Origin of the sequence: Elioraea sp., assembly GCF_022842375.1 — a bacterium.
Taxonomy (GTDB): domain Bacteria; phylum Pseudomonadota; class Alphaproteobacteria; order Acetobacterales; family Acetobacteraceae; genus Elioraea_A.
In genome coordinates, this window is sequence record NZ_JALHPR010000008.1 from 104,220 (window position 1) to 124,480 (window position 20,261).

The 20,261-nt window shown below is 69.0% G+C and carries 18 protein-coding genes; all 18 read left to right on the forward strand.

All coding sequences use genetic code 11. The annotated features are described in order from the left end of the window. Positions 1-439 precede the first annotated feature (439 nt). Positions 440-2,137, forward strand: a complete 1,698-nt coding sequence (locus Q0C38_RS09540; protein ID WP_291296853.1) for an efflux RND transporter periplasmic adaptor subunit — start codon at positions 440-442, stop codon at positions 2,135-2,137. 17 nt (positions 2,138-2,154) lie between these two features. Further along, positions 2,155-5,298: an efflux RND transporter permease subunit gene (locus Q0C38_RS09545; RefSeq protein WP_366937257.1), complete on the forward strand. Its 3,144-nt coding sequence runs from the start codon at positions 2,155-2,157 to the stop codon at positions 5,296-5,298. A gap of 15 nt (positions 5,299-5,313) precedes the next feature. Continuing rightward, a complete protein-coding gene (locus Q0C38_RS09550; RefSeq protein ID WP_291296854.1) occupies positions 5,314-5,727 on the forward strand; it encodes a hypothetical protein in 414 nt (137 codons plus the stop codon). Then, complete coding sequence (locus Q0C38_RS09555) at positions 5,724-6,476, forward strand: response regulator transcription factor (RefSeq protein WP_291296855.1); 753 nt, start codon at positions 5,724-5,726, stop codon at positions 6,474-6,476. The genes Q0C38_RS09550 and Q0C38_RS09555 overlap by 4 nt, the downstream gene beginning before the upstream one ends. 38 nt (positions 6,477-6,514) lie before the next feature. Further along, complete coding sequence (locus Q0C38_RS09560; protein ID WP_291296856.1) at positions 6,515-7,771, forward strand: ATP-binding protein; 1,257 nt, start codon at positions 6,515-6,517, stop codon at positions 7,769-7,771. Positions 7,772-7,868: 97 nt separating this feature from the next. Then, a complete protein-coding gene (locus tag Q0C38_RS09565) occupies positions 7,869-8,276 on the forward strand; it encodes a DUF305 domain-containing protein (RefSeq protein ID WP_291296857.1) in 408 nt (135 codons plus the stop codon). Beyond that, positions 8,276-8,734, forward strand: coding sequence for a DUF411 domain-containing protein (locus Q0C38_RS09570; RefSeq protein ID WP_291296858.1), 459 nt, complete (start codon positions 8,276-8,278; stop codon positions 8,732-8,734). Before Q0C38_RS09565 ends, Q0C38_RS09570 begins: the two co-directional genes overlap by 1 nt. Before the next feature lie 19 nt (positions 8,735-8,753). Further along, positions 8,754-9,383, forward strand: a complete 630-nt coding sequence (locus tag Q0C38_RS09575; RefSeq protein ID WP_291296859.1) for a Spy/CpxP family protein refolding chaperone — start codon at positions 8,754-8,756, stop codon at positions 9,381-9,383. A 1-nt stretch (position 9,384) separates the two neighbouring features. Beyond that, positions 9,385-9,636 carry a DUF2933 domain-containing protein gene (locus Q0C38_RS09580; protein WP_291296860.1) on the forward strand — a complete coding sequence of 84 codons (252 nt, stop codon included), beginning with the start codon at positions 9,385-9,387 and terminating at the stop codon, positions 9,634-9,636. Between the two features lie 270 nt (positions 9,637-9,906). After that, on the forward strand, positions 9,907-12,282 hold the full coding sequence (locus tag Q0C38_RS09585; RefSeq protein WP_291296861.1) for a heavy metal translocating P-type ATPase: 2,376 nt from the start codon (positions 9,907-9,909) through the stop codon (positions 12,280-12,282). 469 nt (positions 12,283-12,751) lie between these two features. Then, positions 12,752-13,774 carry an ABC transporter substrate-binding protein gene (locus Q0C38_RS09590; protein WP_291296862.1) on the forward strand — a complete coding sequence of 341 codons (1,023 nt, stop codon included), beginning with the start codon at positions 12,752-12,754 and terminating at the stop codon, positions 13,772-13,774. 6 nt (positions 13,775-13,780) lie between these two features. Then, the gene (locus tag Q0C38_RS09595) at positions 13,781-14,824 is read left to right on the forward strand and encodes an ABC transporter ATP-binding protein (protein ID WP_291296863.1); all 1,044 of its coding nucleotides are present in this window, start codon (positions 13,781-13,783) and stop codon (positions 14,822-14,824) included. Further along, entirely contained in the window at positions 14,817-15,674 is an 858-nt protein-coding gene (locus Q0C38_RS09600; protein ID WP_291296864.1) for an ABC transporter permease, read from the forward strand. Before Q0C38_RS09595 ends, Q0C38_RS09600 begins: the two co-directional genes overlap by 8 nt. Next, entirely contained in the window at positions 15,671-16,453 is a 783-nt protein-coding gene (locus tag Q0C38_RS09605) for an ABC transporter permease (protein ID WP_291296865.1), read from the forward strand. The genes Q0C38_RS09600 and Q0C38_RS09605 overlap by 4 nt, the downstream gene beginning before the upstream one ends. A 27-nt stretch (positions 16,454-16,480) precedes the next feature. Next, entirely contained in the window at positions 16,481-17,305 is an 825-nt protein-coding gene (locus tag Q0C38_RS09610; RefSeq protein ID WP_291296866.1) for a polysaccharide deacetylase, read from the forward strand. Then, the gene (locus Q0C38_RS09615; protein WP_291296867.1) at positions 17,302-18,027 is read left to right on the forward strand and encodes an SDR family NAD(P)-dependent oxidoreductase; all 726 of its coding nucleotides are present in this window, start codon (positions 17,302-17,304) and stop codon (positions 18,025-18,027) included. Before Q0C38_RS09610 ends, Q0C38_RS09615 begins: the two co-directional genes overlap by 4 nt. Then, on the forward strand, positions 18,024-18,773 hold the full coding sequence (locus tag Q0C38_RS09620; protein WP_291296868.1) for an SDR family NAD(P)-dependent oxidoreductase: 750 nt from the start codon (positions 18,024-18,026) through the stop codon (positions 18,771-18,773). The genes Q0C38_RS09615 and Q0C38_RS09620 overlap by 4 nt, the downstream gene beginning before the upstream one ends. Continuing rightward, positions 18,761-20,167, forward strand: coding sequence for an amidase (locus Q0C38_RS09625; protein WP_291296869.1), 1,407 nt, complete (start codon positions 18,761-18,763; stop codon positions 20,165-20,167). The genes Q0C38_RS09620 and Q0C38_RS09625 overlap by 13 nt, the downstream gene beginning before the upstream one ends. Positions 20,168-20,261 lie beyond the last annotated feature (94 nt).

Below are 20,261 nucleotides of genomic sequence, written 5' to 3' on the forward strand. Positions count from 1 at the left end.
CCAAGGGACGCGGGGGGGGGGGAGGGGGTGTCTGATCTGACACGTTGCCACGACCGTGATCAGGGAAGCTATCTGGAGATTGAATGCCGGTGAGCGATTCGTTCCGACCAGGTTCGCCCCCGAGCATGAGAACCGAGTGCCGTGGCGGTTCGGCTCAGCGTGCGCATGCTGGCTGGCATTGCTGTTCCACGCACGCGATCAGAGCCCCAGGCGCCCGTCTCGCCATGGCTGGCGTGTAGCCGAAGTTCTGCAGGTATGAGAACGCCACGCCGTGCAGCGCCGCCGCGCGGGGTGAGGCGGCCCGGTTCCATCCATTCCGGTCAGCGGGCTTCGTCGCCCCGAGGGAGCAACTGCGATCCTCCCTGACACACTTTGTCACGATCCGGCGCGGTGTCGTCGCATTGCCCGGGGCAAGAGAGCGTGCCCCAGGGAGCTCCCCATGCGCTGTCGTATTGCCTCAAGCCATCTGCCGGCCGCTTTCGGCCTCGCTGCCATAAGTCTGCTGGGCCTGCTTCTGCTTGCCTGGCCCGCCGCCGCGCATGAGGGGCATGATCACGGCGCCGCGCCGGAGCCGGTCGCCACGGCCCTGCCGCGCGCGGAGGCGCACAGCGATCTGTTCGAAGTCGTCGCGGTCCTTCAGCTGGGCGGCGCGCTGACGGTCACGCTCGACCGCTACGCCGATAACGCACCGCTGGACGGCTCCATCACGCTCTCGCTCGATGGCCAGGACATACCGGCAGAGCGCCAGGGAATCGGCCTTTTCGTGGTGCGGCATCCGCTGCTGGAACGAACTGGTCGGCGCGACATCGTCTTCACGGTGACGGCAGGGGATGAGATGGACCTGCTGACCGCGACGCTCGATGTTCCCGCGCTGCCTGCGGCATCCGGTAACGCCATCACAGCGCTCGCGCTGTTGCGGGACAGCACGGTGCAGATCGGCATCGGGGTCGGGCTGCTCGTGCTGGGGCTGCTTCTCGGGCGTGCCTCCGTCCGACGCCTCCTGCCGCCGATGGTCGAAGAGGCACGCCCCAACCGTCAGGTCGAGGCCTTGCCGTCCGGGGCGCGGCGCGCCGCCGCATTGCTGCTGGCAGCACTCACTGCCGCCGCACCGGCCGTCGCCCAGCAGGCGCTGGTGACCGGGGAGGCACCGCGCCGCCTGCAGGACGGCGCCATCTTTGTCCCGAAGCCGTCGCAGCGCCTGCTCGGCGTGCGGACACTGCTGACGGAGAATGGCGAGGCATCGGCCGCGCTGCGAATGATCGGCACGCTGGTGCCGGACCCGAACGCCTCTGGCCGGGTACAGGCCAGCCAGAACGGACGGCTCGAGCCTGGCGACGCGGGCTTCCCCACGCTCGGCCAGCGGGTCGAGCGCGGTCAGGTCCTCGCCTACGTCACGCCGACCTACAGCGCCGCAGAACGCGGTGGCCTCATCCAGAACGCCGCCGAACTGGATGCGCAGATCACCATCCTCGAAGCCCGCGTCCGTCGCCTCACCTCGCTGCGCGGGATGGTGGCGGAGCGCGAGATCCAGGACGCCCAGGCCGAGCTTGCCGGTGCGCGGCAGCGGCGCACCGCGATCCAGCCGGCGCTGTCGGGGCGGGAAGCGCTGGTCGCACCCGTCTCCGGCATCGTCTCGACCGTCCGCGGCGCCGTGGGGCAGATCGTCGACAGCGCGACCACCATCGTCGAGATCGTCGACCCGAGCCGGCTCTGGGTGGAGGCGCTCGCCTTCGATCGTGCTGCGCTGGAGCGCATCACGGGCGCGAACGCGACGCTGCCGGACGGCCGCGTGCTGGACCTCGCCTTCGTGGGAAGGGGGCTGACGGTGCGGCAGCAGGCGGTCCCCGTGAACTTCCGCGTGGATGATCCGCCGGCCGATGCGCCGATCGGCATCTCGGTGCTCGTGACGCTGCGCACGGCCCGCGCCGTGCAGGGGGTCGTGCTGCCCGCCGACGCGGTGGTCCGCAGCGCGGAAGGCCCGCCCGTCGTGTTCGAGCACGCGACCGCGGAACGCTTCATCCCCCGCCAGGTGCGGGTGCAGCCGCTTGACGGCACGCGCGTCGTGGTGACGGCCGGGCTCGAGGCCGGGCAGCGCGTGGTGGTGCAGGGTGCTGCGCTGATCGCCCAGGTCCGCTGATCGGGGTGCGCTGAGCCATGCTGTTCAACGCCATCGTCGGGTTCTCGCTGCGCAACCGGCTTTTCGTGCTCGTTGCCGCGCTGCTGGTCAGCGTCTACGGCATGTTCACGTTGTCGCGCATGCCGGTCGATGTCTTCCCCGATCTCAACAAGCCGACCGTCACGCTGATGACCGAGGCCGAGGGCTTCGCCCCGGAGGAGGTCGAGCAGCTTGTCTCGTTCCCGATCGAGACCGCGGTGAACGGGCTGCCTGGCGTGACGCGGGTGCGGTCCGTTTCCTCGGTCGGGCTCTCGATCGTCTTCGTCGAGTTCGACTGGGGTGCGGACATCTGGCGCGCGCGCCAGCAGGTGAGCGAGCGGCTCGGCCAGATCCAGGCGCAGCTTCCCCCGCGCGTGCTGCCCACCATGTCGCCGGTCTCCTCCATCATGGGGGAGATCATGCTGGTGGCGATGACCGCGCCCGCGGACGGCTCGGTTGGGCCAATGGAGCTGCGCGACCTCGCAGACTGGGTGATGCGCCCGCGACTGCTGACCATCCCCGGCATCTCGCAGGTCATTCCGATCGGCGGTGCGGTGCGGCAGTTCCGCGTCATGCCGGACCTCGACCGGCTGCACGCGCTGGACCTGACGAACGACCAGCTCATCGCCGCGCTGCGCCAGTTCGGTGGCAATGCCGGCGGCGGTTACGTGGACCAGGCGGGCCGCGAGTTCCTGATCCGCAACATCGGCCGCACCACCTCGCTCGAGGACCTGCGCAACGCGACGGTCGGGTTCCGGGAAGGGCAGCCCATCGCGCTGCGCCAAGTGGCGCGTGTCGAGTTCGGCCCGCGCTTCAAGCGCGGCGAGGCGGGGGTGGACGGCCAGCCCGCGGTGATCCTTGCCATCGCCAAGCAGCCGGGCGCCGACACGATCCGCCTGACGCGCGCGGTGGAAGCGGCGCTCGCGGATTTGCAGGCCGGCATGCCGCGCGGCGTGGTGGCTGACCGCGTCAAGTTCCGCCAGGCCGACTTCATCGCGCAGTCGATCGCCAACCTGCAGCAGGTGCTGGCCGAGGCCTTCGTCGTCGTGGCGATCGTGCTGTTCGCCTTCCTGCTGAACACGCGCACGACCATCATCTCGCTGACGGCGATCCCGCTCTCGATCCTGCTGACGGCGATCGTGTTCGCGGCCTTCGGCCTCTCGATCAACACCATGACACTGGGCGGTCTCGCCATCGCCGTGGGCGAACTGGTGGACGACGCGGTGGTGGACGTCGAGAACATCCTGCGACGCCTGAAGGAGAACGTCGCGCGGGCCGTGCCCGAACCGGTGATGCAGGTCGTCGTTTCGGCCAGCGCGGAGGTGCGCTCCGGCATCGTCTACGCCACGCTGATCATCGTGCTGGTCTTCCTGCCGCTCTTCGCGCTGACCGGGATCGAGGGTCGGCTGTTCGCGCCGCTCGGCATCGCCTACATCGTTTCGATCCTGTGTTCGCTTCTGGTGGCGATCACCGTCACACCGGTGCTGTCTTATTGGCTGCTGCCACGGATGCGGCGCATGCATGCGGGCGACGGTGCGCTGGTGCGGGGGCTGAAGGCAGGGCAGGAACGCCTGCTGCGCTGGGCCTTCGCGCACCGCTCGATGGTGCTCGGCCTTGCGTTCGGTAGCGTCCTGGTCGCCGCCTCCAGCGTTCCACTTCTGCCGCGCGCCTTCCTGCCGCCGTTCAACGAGGGCACGCTCGTCATCAACGTCACATACCAGCCGGGCATCTCGCTCGCGGAATCGGACGCGCTCGGACGCGTCGCGGAGCGCCTGCTGATGCAGGTGCCCGAGGTGAAGGGTGTGGGTCGCCGCACCGGCCGGGCGGAGCTCGACGAGCATGCGGAGGGCGTGCATTCCTCCGAGCTCGACCTCGATCTCAGCGACGGTGGCCGCTCTCGCGCCGAGGTGCTGGCCGATATCCGAGCGCGGCTGGCGGCGCTGCCGGCGGCGGTGAACATCGGCCAGCCGATCAGCCACCGGCTGGACCACATGCTCTCCGGCGTGCGGGCACAGATCGCGCTGAAGATCTTCGGCGACGACCTGGACACGCTGCGCACGCTCGCCGAGACGCTGCGCGGCCGGCTGGCGGAGAACGTGCCGGGGCTGACCGACCTGCAGCTCGAGCGGCAGGTGCGCATCCCGCAACTGCGCATCGCCGTGGACCATGAGCGTGCAGGTCTCTACGGCGTCTCGGCGGCGGCGCTGACTGAAACGCTAGAATCCCTCACCGGCGGCACGGTGGTCAGCCAGATCCTGGACGGCGCGCGCCGCTTCGACGTGGTGCTGCGCCTGGCCGACGAGGATCGCACCACGACCCGCCTGGCCGAGGCGCTGGTGCCGACGCCACATGGCCGCGTGCCGCTCGGCCTGCTCGCGCGCGTGGAGGAGGGCGATGGCCCGAATCAGATCCTGCGCGAGGGCGCGCGCCGCCGTATCGTGGTGCTCGCGAATACGACGCCCGATGCCGACATGGCAGAGGTGATCGCCGGCATCCGCGCCGAACTCGCGCGCGCGCCCATGCCCACCGGCTACACCACCGCACTGGAAGGGACCTTCCAGGCACAGGAAGAGGCGATGCGCACCATCGCCGTCCTCGCCCTGATCTCGCTCGGCCTGATCTTCGTGGTGCTCTATTCGCGCTACCGCTCGGCCATGCTGGCAGTGATCGTCATGGGCAACGTGCCGCTGGCGCTGATCGGCGCGGTCGCGGCGATCTGGATCGCCGGGCAGCCACTGTCGGTCGCGACGCTGGTGGGCTTCGTCACGCTCACCGGCATCACGACACGCAACGGCATCCTGAAGGTCAGCCACTACCTGAACCTGGCGCTGCACGAGGGCGAGCGGTGGGGCCTGGCGCTCGTCCTGCGCGGCTCGGCAGAGCGGCTGACGCCGGTGCTGATGACGGCGCTCTCCGCTGGCCTCGCGCTCATTCCGCTTGCAATCGGTGCCGACGCACCGGGCAAGGAGATCCTGCATCCCGTCGCCATCACCATCCTGGGTGGCCTGGTCAGCGCCACGTTGCTCGATACGCTGGTGACGCCGATCCTGTTCCACCGCTTCGGCCGCCCGGCGCTGGACCGCCTGCGCGCGGAGGCCGAGGAACGACGGATTGGCGGGGCGCTCGCCCCCGAGACATTCTGAGGCCTGGAGACACCGATGCCGACAAAGCGCAGTCTGATGATCGCCGCCGCCATGCTGGGCCTGCCATCGCTGGCGCCGGCGCCCCCGGCCTTTGCGCACGGCCCGTCCCGTGGCCCGAATGGGGGCCAGATGCAGGACATCGGCGCATATCACGGGGAGCTGCTTGCGGAGGGTGGCCGGTTGACGTTCTTCCTGTTCGACGCGAACGACCGCCCGCTGTCCGCGACTGGTGCCACCGCCACGGCCATCGTGCTTGCGGGCGGCCGCCAACAGACGCTGGCATTTGCGCCACGGCCCGACGGCACGGCGCTGGTCGCCACCGGGGACTTCAGGGCAGACCCCAGCCTACGCGTCGTCGTGCAGCTCGTTCCCGCGGCAGGACAGCCCCGCATCCTGGCGCGCTACGCTCCGATAGAAGCGACGAGATGACCGATACCGCAGAGCGCCGTCTGCTCGACCCCGAGGCGCACATCCTCATCGTCGAGGATGACGGCGAGATGCGGAACCTTGTCGCACGGCTGCTGCGCGACGCCGCGTTTCGTGTGTCGGCCGCACGTGACGGCCGCGAGATGTGGGACATTCTGGAAGGCCCGGCCGGCGAGCCCGATCTTGTCCTGCTCGACGTGATGCTGCCGGGCGCCTCGGGCCTCGATCTGCTGCGCCGCCTCCGGGAGCGTTCGCGTGTGCCGGTGCTGATGCTCACGGCGCGGGGTGAGGAGATGGACCGCGTGCTCGGCCTCGAACTTGGCGCCGACGACTACGTGGCCAAGCCTTTTGCGCCTCGCGAGCTTATCGCGCGCGTCCGCGCGTTGCTGCGCCGCGCCTCGCCGGCCGATGCGCACCCCGATCCGCGGTCGCGGCGACTGGCCTTCGCCGGCTGGGTGCTGGACATCGCGCGTCGGGAACTCACCTCGCCTGAGGGCGTCGCGGTCGATCTCTCCGGGGCGGAGTATGACCTGCTGATGGCCTTCCTGGAGCATCCGCAACGGGTCCTGTCGCGCGAGCAGCTGCTCGAGGTCGGCAAGCGGCGTGTCGGCACCGATCCGTTCGACCGGACGGTCGACGTCCAGGTCAGCCGCTTGCGCCGGAAGATCGAGCCGGAGGACGACAGCCCCTCCCTCATCAAGACGGTGCGCGGGGCCGGGTACGTGCTGGTGGCGGACGTGTCGCGGACATGAGGGCGCCGTGGCCCGCCAGCCTGGCCGGTCGCATCACGTTGCTGCTGCTCGGCGGGCTGATGCTGCTGCACGTCGGCAGCATGTGGGTGCATGAGCGCGCGCTGCGCGACACGGAGCAGGGTGCGCGGCTGGAACGCATGGCCGACCAGCTCGCGGCGGCGCGCGCGGCGGTCGCATCCCTGCCCGAGGCGGCGCGCGATGCGGCGGCGCATGCGATCTCGCGCCCCGGCCTCGAGATCCATTGGGATCGTATGGCACCGATGCCGGCGGCGGCACCGCCCGAGCCCCTCGCGACGGCTGCCGCACGGCTTGGCCCCGGCGCGCGGATCGGCTGGGACCCCAAGGCCGAACCGGGCCACCGCGTGCTGGGCGCGCTGCCAGCCGAGGATGGCGGATGGATCGTCTTCTCGGCACCCTGGCTCGCCGCGGGCGGCGGGCCTCTCGACCATGGCGCCATCGCGTCCATGGTCGCCATGGCGCTCGGCATCGCCCTCGTTTCGATCCTGGTCGTGCGCTGGATCACCCGACCGTTGCGGCGCCTCGCCGCAGCGGCGGACCGCATCGGCCGCGACCCGAGCCCGCGGCCGGTGCCGCTGGACGGACCGGAGGAGGTTCGCCACGCGGCCGCGGCGTTCAATGCCATGCAGCAGCGCATCGGGCGATTACTGGAGGATCGGACGGAAACGCTGGCGGCGATGAGTCACGACCTGCGCACCCCGCTCTCCCGCCTTCAACTGCGCGTGGCCTTCCTGCCGGAAGGTGAGGACCGCGTGCGGCTCGAGGCCGACATCGCCGAAATGGAAACCATGATCACGCGCACATTGGACTATATCCGCGAGGGCCGCGATGCCGAGCCCGTGCGGCCGGCCGACCTCGCGGCGATCCTGCAGACCCTGGCGTCCGATGCCGCCGATCGGGGTCACGATGTGGACTACGTGGGCCCTGGGCGGGCGGTCCTGCCGCTCCGGCGCGTCGCGGCAAAACGCGCGGTCTCGAATCTGTTGGACAATGCGCTCCGCCACGGCGTGCCTCCGGTGCGGCTGCGCATCCAGGAGGACGGAGACATGCTCGTCGTCGAAGTCTCGGATTCAGGCGCCGGCATTGCCGAGGCCGATCGGGACCGGGCTGTCGCGCCTTTCGTGCAGCTCGACACGGCACGCGGCGGCTCAGGAGTTGGCCTGGGTCTCGCCATCGCACAGCGATTTGCGCAGGGCAGCAACGGCAGGCTTGAACTGCGGGATGCCCCAGGGGGAGGGCTGCTGGCGCGAATTCTGCTGCCCAGGCAGGCCGGCTGAACGCCTGACTGGGCCGACATACTTTGTCATGTGGCGGAGAGGCTCCGCAGCGACGCGGGGTGCAAGGTCTGGCGGTCGTCAACCCGGAGGTCATTCCATGCGCCGGCTGCTCCTGACTGCACCCCTTGCCGCTGCCCTGTTCGCCGCTGGAGCCGTCGTGGTGGCACAGCCTCAGCATGGCCCTGGACATGGCATGCCGATGATGCAGGGAGGCGGTCCTGCCGCCGCGCAGGCGCCGGCGAACGCGAGCCCGGCGACGCGCGCCTTCATGGCAGCGGACGAGAAGATGCATCGCGACATGACCATCACCTATTCGGGGAATGCCGACCGCGACTTCGTCTCCGGCATGATCCCGCACCACCAGGGCGCGATCGACATGGCGCGGATCGTACTGGAGCATGGCCGCGATCCCGACGTGCGTGCCTTGGCGGAGAGCATCATCCGCGACCAGGAGCGCGAGATCGCGCAGATGCGCGTGATCCTTGCACGGATCCCCGCGCAATGATGCGCCGGGGCCTCCTCGCCAGCACCCTGCTGGTGGTGGCGGTGCCGGCAATGGCGCAGCACCGCGAGCGCGTCGAAGTGTGGCGCGACCCGAACTGCGGCTGCTGTTCGGCCTGGGTCGCGCATCTCCGCAGGGACGGCTTCGCCGTTGAGGATCGCGTCGTCGCCTCGGTCGCGCCGATCCGCAGGCTGCTGGGCACACCTGCCGATCTGCTTTCCTGCCATGCCGCGCGGGTCGGCGGCTTCGCGCTCGAGGGTCACGTGCCCGCGCTCGCGATCCGTCGCCTCCTGGGGGAACGCCCCATCGGCATCGTGGGCCTTGCCGTCCCTGCCATGCCCATCGGCTCGCCAGGGATGGAGGTGCCCGGGCAGCCGCCTGAGACGTACGACGTGATCGGCTGGCGCGCCGACGGAACCCATGCGCCCTTCATGCGGTTTAACGGGAGCGAGCCTGCCTGACAACGAAAGGAAAAGACCGATGAGGACGCTCAGCACGCTGACGGCCACCGCCATCCTTGCGTTGGGCCTTGCCGGAACCGCGATTGCGCAGGCGCCAGCGCCAGGCGCGACGCCCGACCCCCACCATCCCGGCAGGCCGGCCGGGTCGCCGCCGCCAGCGCCGCCGGCCGCGCAGCAAGGCACGCCGATGCCTGGCATGGGGGGGGCGGGTGGTGGAATGATGGGCGGCGACATGGGCCGGATGATGCAGCCCATGATGCAGCAGATGATGCAGGACCGCATGGCCGCGTCAGCGATGCAGCCCTTTCGCCGGATCGAGGGGCGGCTGGCCTATTTCCGTGCCGAACTGCGGATCACCGACGCCCAGGCGCAGCCGTGGAACGCCTTCGCCGATGCCGTCCGCACGCATGCCGAACGGCTCCGCCAGGCCACGCAGCAGGCGATGACCGGGGCCACTGAGCCCGGATCGGCACCGCAGCAGATGGAACGTCGCATCGCCCTCCTCTCCGCCCATCTCGAGTCGATGCGCGCGGTCGCAGCCGCAGCGACCCCCCTCTACGCGGCGTTGTCGGAGGAGCAGCGGCGCACCGCCGACGAGATGATGTCCGAACACGTCCGCGGCATGCGGATGGGGATGAGGATGCCGTGACATGGCGTGGACGCAGCCTGTCGGGACCGAGGCCGCGCCATCCTGGTGGCGCACGCGCACCGGCGTTGCCGCGATCGGCTTCGCACTGGTCGGCAGTTTCTATGTGCTGCGGGAGCACTGGGGCCACGCGTTCGGCGCCCTGCCCTATCTGCTGATCCTCGCCTGCCCGCTGATGCACCTGCTCATGCATCGCGGACATCGCCAGCACGGCAGCGGCGTGGGTACGGCGCCCGGCTCTCGACCCGGGGGCTGAGGTCGTGGCTGTTGCGGCGCCTCCTGGCTGCTCCGCGCTGGCCATGGCGCGGCACTAGCTCGCGCTGCTGCTGGTCGCGAACGTCATCTGGGAGGTCGCGCAGCTGCCGCTCTCCGGCGGAATTGGCCATACGCCACCGCCATGCCGCGCCGCCGCCGCTCGGGACCGGGCACACGCCAGTGCTCCAGTGGCTTCTGCAGCCGACCCTTTGTCTCCTTGCCGCGAGCCCGCCTGGCGCCGGCGCGCTGACAGACCCTTCGGAGCCTGGCCATGAACGAACAGCACGATCGCCACCAGCACAGGAATCACGGCCACGCCGGCCAAGACGACACCGGTACGACGGTGAAGGACCCGGTCTGCGGAATGACGGTGGATCCGGCGACGACGGTGCACCATGCCGATCACCTCGGTGCGGCCTACCATTTCTGCTCGGCCGGCTGCCGGACGAAGTTCACGGCTGACCCGGCGAAATACATCGCGCCGAAGCGCGCGCTGCGCGCCGAGCCGGCGGCTCCGGGCACGATCTACACCTGCCCGATGCACCCGCAGATCCGCCAGAACGGTCCTGGCAGCTGCCCGATCTGCGGCATGGCCCTCGAACCGGAGATGGCGACTGCCGAGGTCGGCCCCAATCCAGAGCTGGTGGACTTCACGCGCCGCTTCTGGATCGGGCTTGTCCTCGCCCTGCCGGTCGTGGCCCTGGAGATGGGCGGACATCTCACCGGCATGATGCACCTGGTCGGCGGGCCGCAGATGGGCAACTGGCTCCAGCTCGCGCTTGGGACGCCGGTGGTGCTGTGGGCGGGCTGGCCCTTCTTCGTCCGCGGCTGGCAAAGCCTCGTGAACCGCAGCCTCAACATGTTCACGCTGATCGCGCTCGGCACGGGCGTTGCCTGGCTGTTCAGCGTGGTGGCGACGGTCGCGCCCGGGGTGTTCCCCGAGGCGTTCCGCGCGTCGGATGGTTCGGTGGCGGTTTATTTCGAGGCGGCCGCTGTCATCGTCGTGCTGGTGCTGCTCGGCCAAGTGCTGGAGTTGCGGGCGCGCGAGCAGACCGGCGGCGCAATCCGCGCGCTGCTCGACCTCGCGCCGGCGATGGCGCGCCGGGTGCGCGACGACGGATCGGAGGAGGAAGAGGTACCGCTCGCCGCCATCCATGTCGGCGACCGCCTGCGCGTGCGACCCGGCGACAAGGTGCCGTTGGACGGCGCGGTCCTGGAAGGCCGATCCAACGTCGATGAGAGCATGGTGACGGGGGAATCGGTTCCCGTGACCAAGGCCGCCGGCGATCTGGTCGTCGGCGGCACGTTGAACGGCCAGGGCAGCTTCGTCATGCGCGCCGACCGCATCGGCCAGGATACCGTGCTGGCGCAGATCGTCCGCATGGTTGCTGGAGCGCAACGTTCCCGCGCGCCGATCCAGCGCCTTGCCGACCAGGTGAGCGGCTGGTTCGTGCCGGCCGTCGTGGTGATCGCCGTCCTCGCCTTCATCGTCTGGTCGACGTGGGGGCCCGAGCCGCGCCTCGCCTTCGCGCTGGTCGCGGCCGTCACAGTGCTGATCATCGCCTGCCCATGCGCGCTCGGGCTCGCGACACCGATGAGCATCATGGTGGGCGTCGGGCGCGGCGCGCAGGCCGGGGTGCTGATCAAGAACGCCGAGGCGCTGGAGCGGTTGGAGCGCATCGACACGCTGGTCGTCGACAAGACCGGCACGCTCACGCGCGGGCGGCCCGAGGTCGTCGCTCTCGTCCCTGCGGAGGGGCTGGCGGAGGATGATCTGCTGCGCCTGGCGGCCGGGCTGGAGCGGCCGAGCCAGCATCCCTTGGCTGAGGCCGTGGTGCGCGCGGCCGAGGCCCGCGGCCTGGCGATACCTGCGGTGGAGGAGTTCGACGCGCCGATCGGACGAGGCGTGACGGGTATCGTCGAGGGTCGCAGAGCCGCGGTCGGCAATGCGCGGCTGATGGCCGAGCTCGGCGTGGATCCCGGGCCGCTCGCCGCCGAGGCTGAGCGGCTCCGCAGCGACGGCGCCACGGTGTTCTTCGTGGCGGCGGATGGCCGCCCGGCCGGCCTCGTCGCGGTGGCGGATCCGGTGAAGGAGACGACACCGGCCGCGCTCGCCGGGCTGCAGGCGGAGGGCATCCGCGTCGTGATGCTCACCGGGGACAACCGCACGACGGCTGAGGCAGTGGCCCGCCGCCTCGGCATCACCGAGGTCGAGGCCGAGGTGCTGCCAGAGGACAAGCAGCGGATCGTCGAACGCCTGAAGGCCGAGGGCCGTCACGTGGCGATGGCCGGTGACGGCGTGAACGACGCCCCCGCCTTGGCGGCGGCGGAGGTGGGGATCGCGATGGGTACCGGCACCGACGTGGCGATCGAGAGCGCCGGCGTGACGCTGCTCGGTGGCGATCTGACCGGCATCGTGCGGGCGCGGCGGCTATCGCGCGCCGTGATGGGCAACATCCGGCAGAACCTGTTCTTTGCATTCGCCTACAACGCGGCGGGCGTACCGATCGCAGCGGGCGTGCTGTACCCGTTCTTCGGGATACTCCTCTCGCCGCTGATCGCTGCGGCGGCGATGGCGCTGTCCTCGGTGAGCGTCGTCGGCAATGCGCTGAGGCTGCGGTCGACGGGGCTGGAGACGAGGACTTGAGAGCGGAATGTCGAGACCGCTCCGGAATGATCACGCGCCCCCGCAATCGACGTGTGAGACGTTTGTCGACCAGCAGGATCCCGTCGCCCGACAGCGGCACGCCGCGGCCGGGCCCAGTCCAGTCCGCCCAGTTCAGCGTGACGTGCCCTCGGTCCCGGCCGCCTCGGTCAGCGCGCAGCCAGTACCACGAGCCGGACTGGCCCGTTCGATCAGCACATCCGGCATTCATCACGCCTGGCGATGGCGAACGCTTGCCGGGTGATGCCGAAACCGGGTGCTCGGTGCGTTGCCCTGGCGACGATAAACGTTGCGAAATTGCATCGACGCAGTCCATATTCATTCCGTGACGTGCACAAAACGTCAGCCGTGGTACGATCCTTGCCGTCGCGTCCGTTGACGCTTCGGGGAAGTTCAGCAAAGCTGCGCACGTAACGAGACGCGCGCAAAAGCGAGTTGGGGAGGATGAAGCATGGGTATCCGTACAGCGCTACTGGCGACTGCCCTGGGGTGCGCTTTGGCCGCTTCGGATGCAGGCGCGCAGGAGTTGAACGTCGCGATCTTTGGCGGCTCGTTCGCTGACAATGTCCGCACCTGCGTTGCCGAGCCGTTCCAGCGCGCCACCAACACGCGCGTGAACTTCGTGTTGGGCAATTCCGTGCAGAACGCTGCCCGCCTGCGCGCCACGCGCGGCCGGCCCGACGTCGACGTGGCCTACATGGACCTGCAGGTCGTGGTGCAGGCCAAGGCCGAGGGGCTGCTGGACCAGATCGACGCGACGAAGATCACGAACCTGCCGGACATCTATCCTTCGGCCGTCGATCCTGACCGGCAGTGGATCGGTTTCATGTACTCGGCGACCGCGATCGCGTACAACCCGCGCGAACTGCGCAACCCGCCGCAGGCCTGGGCGGACCTGTGGTCGCCAGCCTTGCGCGGCAAGCTCGCAATCGGCGACATCAGCGCGACCTCCGGCCAGCATTTCTTGATCGCTGCGGCGCGCCTGAACGGCGGGTCGGTTGAGAATGTCGAGCCGGGCTTCCGCGCAATCCGCGAGCTTCGTCCTGGCGTGGTGACACTTTACACACAGGCCGACCAGGTCGTGCAATTGATCGAGCGCGGTGACATCGCCGCCGCGGTCTGGTTCGCCGATCGGGTGGGCGCGGCCGCGCGCAACGGCGTGCCGGTGGCGGTGGTGTTCCCGCGCGAAGGCGCGATCGGGATCCTGCCGACCTTTGCGGTGCCGCAAGGAGCGCGGAACAAGGCGCTGGCCGAACAGTACATGGACCGTGCGCTGGCCCCAGACGCGCAGCGCTGCTTTGCAGAGCGTCAGTACGCCGGCCCCACCAACCGCAAGGTGGAGCTGCCCGACGACTTGGCGAAGTTGGTGCCATACCGCGAGGCGGTCGACCGCCTGTACTTCCCGCCTCCCGAGCTCGTCGCGCGGAACCTGCCGGCCTGGACCGACCGCTGGAACCGCGAGATCGCACGCTAGGCATCTATGGCAACTGTTGAACTCCGGCGCCTCTGCAAGCGTTACGGCGCCGCAGTCGCGGTCGATCGCATCGATCTTTCCATCGCGGAGGGCGAGATGATCGCCATGGTGGGGCCCTCCGGCTGTGGCAAGACGACGGTGCTGCGCATGATCTCCGGCCTGATCGAGCCGGATGGTGGCCAGGTGCTGATTGGCGGGAATGACCTAACGCGGGCCCCGGTGCATACCCGCAACCTGGGACTGGTGTTCCAGAGCTACGCGCTGTTCCCGCACATGACGGTGTTCGAGAACGTGGCATTCGGGCTGCGCAGACGAAGCGTGCGCGAACCCGATCTGGGGCGGCGCGTGGGCGAGGCGCTCAGCCTCGTGCGCCTTGACGCGTTCTCGGGCCGCTATCCGAGGCAATTGTCGGGGGGGCAGCAGCAGCGCGTGGCGCTGGCGCGGTCGGTCGTTACCGAACCCCGCGTGCTGCTGCTTGATGAGCCGCTCTCCAACCTTGACGCCGCGCTGCGCGACGAGATGCGCGTGGACCTGCGAAGGCTGCAGCAGCGCCTGGGCATCACCACCGTGTTCGTCACCCATGACCAGCAGGAAGCGCTCACGCTGGCTGACCGCATGGCCGTGATGCGCGCGGGCCGGATAGAGCAGCTCGGGACACCGCAGGAGGTGTACGAGCGCCCCGCCAGTGCCTTCGTCGCCGGTTTCGTCGGGCGGTCCAACCTGTTCGAGGTCGACGCGACGGCCGATGGGCTGCGCGGCCCGGATGGGATCACGTTGCGGGCCATTGGAACGGTACGCGGACGGATGCGCGCAGCCCTGCGGCACGAGAAGCTGCGGCTGCATGGAACACCCCCGCCGGGTGCCAATACGTTCGAAGCCGAAATCATGCTGCGCTCGTTTGCCGGTGCGCAAGCGCTGTACGTCGTGCGGCTTAACTCCGGCCCGGAATGGCAGGCCGAGGCGCCTTCCAATCCGCCGCTGGCGGAAGGAACGCGGGTGACCGCATGGTTCACACCCGACGATCTGATCCTGCTTCCCCTCGATGGCTGAGCCCAGGCGCGACACCACCGGCCTTCTGCTGTTGGCCCCGTTGCTGGGCGTGCTCACCGTCGCGTTTCTGGTCCCTGTCCTGTCGCTGGTGCCGACCAGCCTGCGCCCCTATGTCGCCGGCCGTGGCATCGGCGAAGGCTGGACGCTGGAGCACTATACCAATGTCCTGACCGACTCGTTCTACCTGGAGATCCTTGCGCGCACGATCGGGCTCGGCTTCGTGGTCACGCTCGCAACATTGGTCATTGGCTATCCGCTGGCCTACATCCTGGCCCGGTCGGAATCACGCTGGCGGCACTGGCTGACCTTGCTGGTGATCTTCCCAATGCTCTTGAACCTGGTGGTGCGCACCTTCGGCTGGATCGCATTGCTGGCGCGCCGCGGCCTGGTGAACCAGTGGCTGATGGGGCTCGGCATCACGGATGAGCCGCTTCGGCTGATGTTCAACTTCACCGGGCTGATGATAGGCCTGACACACATCTTCCTGCCGGTGATGGTGCTGGTGCTGATCGCGGTCATCCAGAACATTCCCCGCGATCTTGAGGAAGCGGCCGGCGTGCTCGGTGCCTCCCGCGCGGCGGTGTTCGCGAAGGTGGTGCTGCCGCTCAGCGCGCCGGGGATCCTTGCCGGCTCGATCCTCGTGTTCGTGCTGACGGTCAGTGCCCTGGTCACGCCGCGCCTGCTTGGCGGTCCCACCTACAAGGTGGTCTCGACGCTGGTCTACGAACAGTTCCTGCAGCTGCTGAACTGGCCCGCCGGCTCGGCGCTGGCGCTGCTGATGACGGCTATCGTGCTGCTCCTGCTGTGGGTTGGAGCACGCGTCGCGCGGCGCTGGGAAGCCCGGGAATGACGGTGCGGAAAACCCTTTCCAGCCTTTATGTTGCGCTCGTGCTGTCCTTCCTGATGCTGCCGGTGGCGGTGGTGGTGCTGGCGTCCTTCAGCACGACCTCGTTCCTGACCATCCCGCCGCAGGGTGTGACTTTGCGCTGGTATGGGCGCGTACTGAGCAGCCCCGAATACTTGGACGCGATCTGGATCAGCGTCGCGCTCGCCACCTGCGCCACGCTGGGGGCACTTGCGGTGGGCACCGCCACTTCCTATGCGCTGGTGCGGCGCATCGTGCCGGGGCGCACGCTCATCTCCGCCTTCGTGATGTCGCCTCTGGTCTTTCCAGGGCTGGTGATCGGCGTGGCGCTGCTGCAGCTCTACGCAGCACTTGGCATGGGCGGCAGCTTCATCGGGCTGCTGCTGGCCCACATGGTGATTACCGTTCCCTACGTGGTACGCACCACGCTGGCGAGCCTGCAAGGCCTGGACAGGGAACTGGAAGACGCAGCCTGTACGCTTGGCGCCACGCGGCTGGAGGCATTCCGGTTTGTCACGCTGCCGCTGCTGCGCCCCGGGCTTGCCGCCGGCGGGTTGTTCGCCTTCATCACCTCGTTCGACAACGTTCCGGTATCGATCTTCCTCACCGGCGTTGGCAGCACCACCCTGCCGGTGAAGATCTTCACCGCGATCGAGTTTGGCGTCGACCCGACAGTGGCCGCCGTCTCCTCTCTGCTGATCCTGTCCACTGCCGTCGTCCTCGTACTGGCCGAGCGGCAGGTCGGGCTGCACCGGTTCACCTGAACACCTGACCTGACAACGGGGGCATCAATGCCGATCACCAAGAATGGCTTCCCGGTGATGCTGAGTTTCGACCTGGACTGCGAGACGCTCTGGACCTCGCGCGATCCGAAGAATGCCGAGCGGCCCATCATCATGTCGCAGGGCGCCTATGGCTGGAAGGTCGGGTGCGATCGGGTGCTGGAGCTGCTCGCGCGCTACGGCCTCTCCTGCACCTTCTTCATTCCCGGTCTCGTGATCGAGCAGCGCCCCGCCCTGATGGAACGCATCCTGAATGCCGGGCACGAGATCGCGCACCATTCCTACTCGCACCGCTGGATCGTCACCCTCTCGCCGGAGGAAGAGCGCGAGGAGATGGAGAAGGGCATTGCCGCGATCGAGCGCGCGACGGGCCGCAAGCCGCGCGGCTACCGCTCGCCCGCGGCCGAATTCAGCGCCATCACCCTGCCGCTGATCCGCGACTATGGCTTCTCCTACTCCTCGAACTTCTTCGACGAGGACAGCCCCTACCTGCTTGAGATCGAGGGCAGGCAGAGCGACGTGGTGGAGTTCCCCTTCGCCTGGGTTCTCGATGACGCGCCGTTCTTCAACTACTCGATCACGCTGCCTGGGCGGACCATGCAGCCGCCCTCCTCGGTGCTCGAAGGGTGGATCGACGAATTCGACATGCTCTACGCCGAGCAGCGCTACTTCATGCTCGCGATGCACCCGGAGATCATCGGTCGCCCCTCGCGCATCGCTATGCTGGAGCGCCTGATCCGGCATATCCAGGGCCATCCGAACGTGTGGTTCACACGCTGCGACCAGGCGGCCGACGTGCTTCGCCCAATGCTGAAGGCAGGGGTGACGCGATGAGGCTCGGGGGGCGGCGCATCCTTGTCACGGGGGCTGCAAGCGGCATCGGCCGTGCCATTGCCCACCGCTTCGTCCAGGAAGGAGCGCAAGTCGCGCTGCTCGACCGCGTTCCGATCATCGACACAGCGATCGCCATTCAATGCGACCTGCTTGACCAGGCCGCAATAGCGCCCGCCGTTACCGATGCCGCTGCGCGCATGGGCGGCCTTGATGGCGTGGTGAACTGCGCCGGCGCCGACCTGATGCAGTCGCTGGAGGACATGTCCCCGGCTGCGTGGCAGAGGATCATCGATGTGAACCTCACCGCGCCCATGCTCGTCTGTCGTGCCGCGCTGCCAGCGATGAAGGCAGCCGGGCGCGGCACGATCATCGCCGTCGCCTCGGGTGCCGCGCTGCGGCCGTTGCCGAACCGCACGGCCTACTGCGCGGCCAAGGCTGGAGTGGTGATGTTCTGCAAGTCGCTGTCGATCGAGCTCTCCGCCAGCAACATTCGCGTCAACGCGGTCTGCCCCGGCATCATCGACACGCCGATGTGGCGCTCGAGCTGGGAAGGTGCACCCGACCCCGAGGCAGAACTGGCAATGATCCTTGACCGCTACGTGATCAAGCGCGTCGGGCAGCCGCGTGAGATCGCCGATGCCGCGCTGTTCCTGACCAGCGACGAAAGCAGCTACATGACCGGCACGGCAATTGCCGTGGATGGCGGGAGGACCTTTCATTGACCACCCCACGCTTCGCCGGACGCCACGTGGCGATCACCGGGGCCGCCAACGGCATCGGCCGCGCCACCGCGCTGCGCTTCGCCCAGGAAGGGGCGAGTCTGTTCCTGCTGGATCTCGAGGAGGGACCTCTGACCGCCACCGCCGAGGACTGCCGCGGCCATGGTGCCCGGGTCGCGATCGCTACCGGCGACCTGACGCGCCGCAATGTGGTCGAGAACGCCTTCGCGACGGCCGGGCAGATCGACATCCTGTTCAACAATGTCGGGCAGAGCGCTCGCGAACGCTCGAAGCCCTTCCACGAGAGCGACCCTGACACCTGGCAGTTCGTGATCAACGTCTCGCTGCTGACCACCATGCTCGTCTCGCGCCAGGTCGTGCCCGGGATGCGGGAGCGGGGTGCGGGAAAGATCATCAACATGTCGACCGAAAGCGCCTTCTATGGCGACGTGGGCATGGTGGACTATGCGTCCGCCAAGATGGGCGTGATCGGCTTCACGCGGTCGCTGGCGCGTGAACTGGCCCCCCACCGCGTGAACGTCAACGCCGTGGCGCCAGGCGCCATCCGCACCCGCGCGCATGACCGGTTGCCGAAGGAAGTGATCGACAAGGTGCGGAGTTCCGTACCCATGGGTTTCGTGGCGGAGCCGGCCGATGTGGCGGGCGTGGTCGCATTCCTGGCCACCGACGATGCCTGCTACATCACCGGCCAGACGCTGCTCATCGATGGCGGACGGTGGATGATTTGAGCACGCTGCTGCGCCTCTCGGTCACCGAGGCCGCCGCCGCCGTCCGCGAACGACGCGTCTCCCCGGTTACCCTGGTCGAGGCCGTGCTCGACGGGATCGCGCGCACGCAGGGAACGCTCAACGCCTTCGTGACCGTTGATGCCGATGGCGCGCGCATCGCCGCGCGCGCGGCCGAAGCGGCGGTGATGCGTGGGGACACGCTTGGTCCCTTGCATGGCGTGCCGTTCTCGGTCAAGGACCTGACTTGGACCAAGGGTCTTCGCACCACGATGGGCTCGAAACTCTTCGAGCAGTTCGTTCCGCAGGAAGATGCCGTCCCTGTGGCACGGCTTCGCGCCGCCGGCGCCATCCTGGTTGGCAAGACCACAACGCCGGAGTTCGGGCACAAGCCGTTCACCGAATCACCCGTAAGCGGCATCTCGCGAAACCCGTGGGACCTGTCGCGCACGCCCGGTGGTTCCTCCGGTGGTGCGGCGGCGGCGGTTGCGGCGGGGCTTGGGCCGCTGGCACTTGGCACCGATGGCGGCGGCTCGATCCGCATCCCGGCCGCCTGCTGCGGCGTTGTCGGGCTGAAGCCCACCCTCGGCCGTGTCCCGCATATCCACGCACCGGACCTGTTTGCCAACAACTCCTACATCGGGCCGATAACCCGGACAGTGGCCGACGCGCGGCTGGCGATGAGCGTGATCGAGGGACCGGACGCGCGCGACCCCTACGCCGTCGCCGCCATCCCGCCGCCGGCCCCCCGGCGCCTTCGCGTCGGCTGGGCACCACGGGTCGGTAATGCCCTGCTTGATGGCGAGATCGAAACGATCACCGGCGAAGCTGTGAAGGCATTGGGCTGCGCGATCGAGCTGGTGGAGATCGACTTTGTCTCTGAGGAAGACGCCTTCCTGGTGATGCTGCAGTCGAGCCTTGCGGCCCGGCTTGGCCCTCGTCTTGCCGCGGAGCGCGCATCCTTGTCACCCTCGCTGACGGAGACGATCGAGCGTGGGCTGGCGCGTAGCGCAGCCGAGGTGCTGGACGCCGCGCAGCGGCGCACGGCGCTCTATCGGAAAGTGGTTGCGCTGTTCGATCGGATCGACGTGCTGGCCACGCCAACCATCAGCGCACCGGCGCCGCCGACGGAGCTAGATCCATTCGCCCCCTTCGCCATCGGCAACGGGGCAGGCGCGCCCGGGCATATCCGCGCCACGTGGTACCCCTACACGTACCCGTTCAACCTCACTGGGCATCCGGCGCTGACGGTTCCGGCCGGGCGCACGCGGGCCGGGCTGCCCGTCGGGCTGCAGCTGGCCGGGCGATGGCATGAGGACCATCTGCTGCTCGATCTCGCGCAGCGCCTGGAAGCAGCACGCCCCTGGGCAGCCGCGTGGCCGCCGCATGCCGCATGAACGCTGCATAGCTGCGGACATGGGTGCCGGCATGCGCATCGCCCTCGATCCGCACAACCGGCACCGTTGCCGTGGCGCCGCGTCGCCGGCCCGG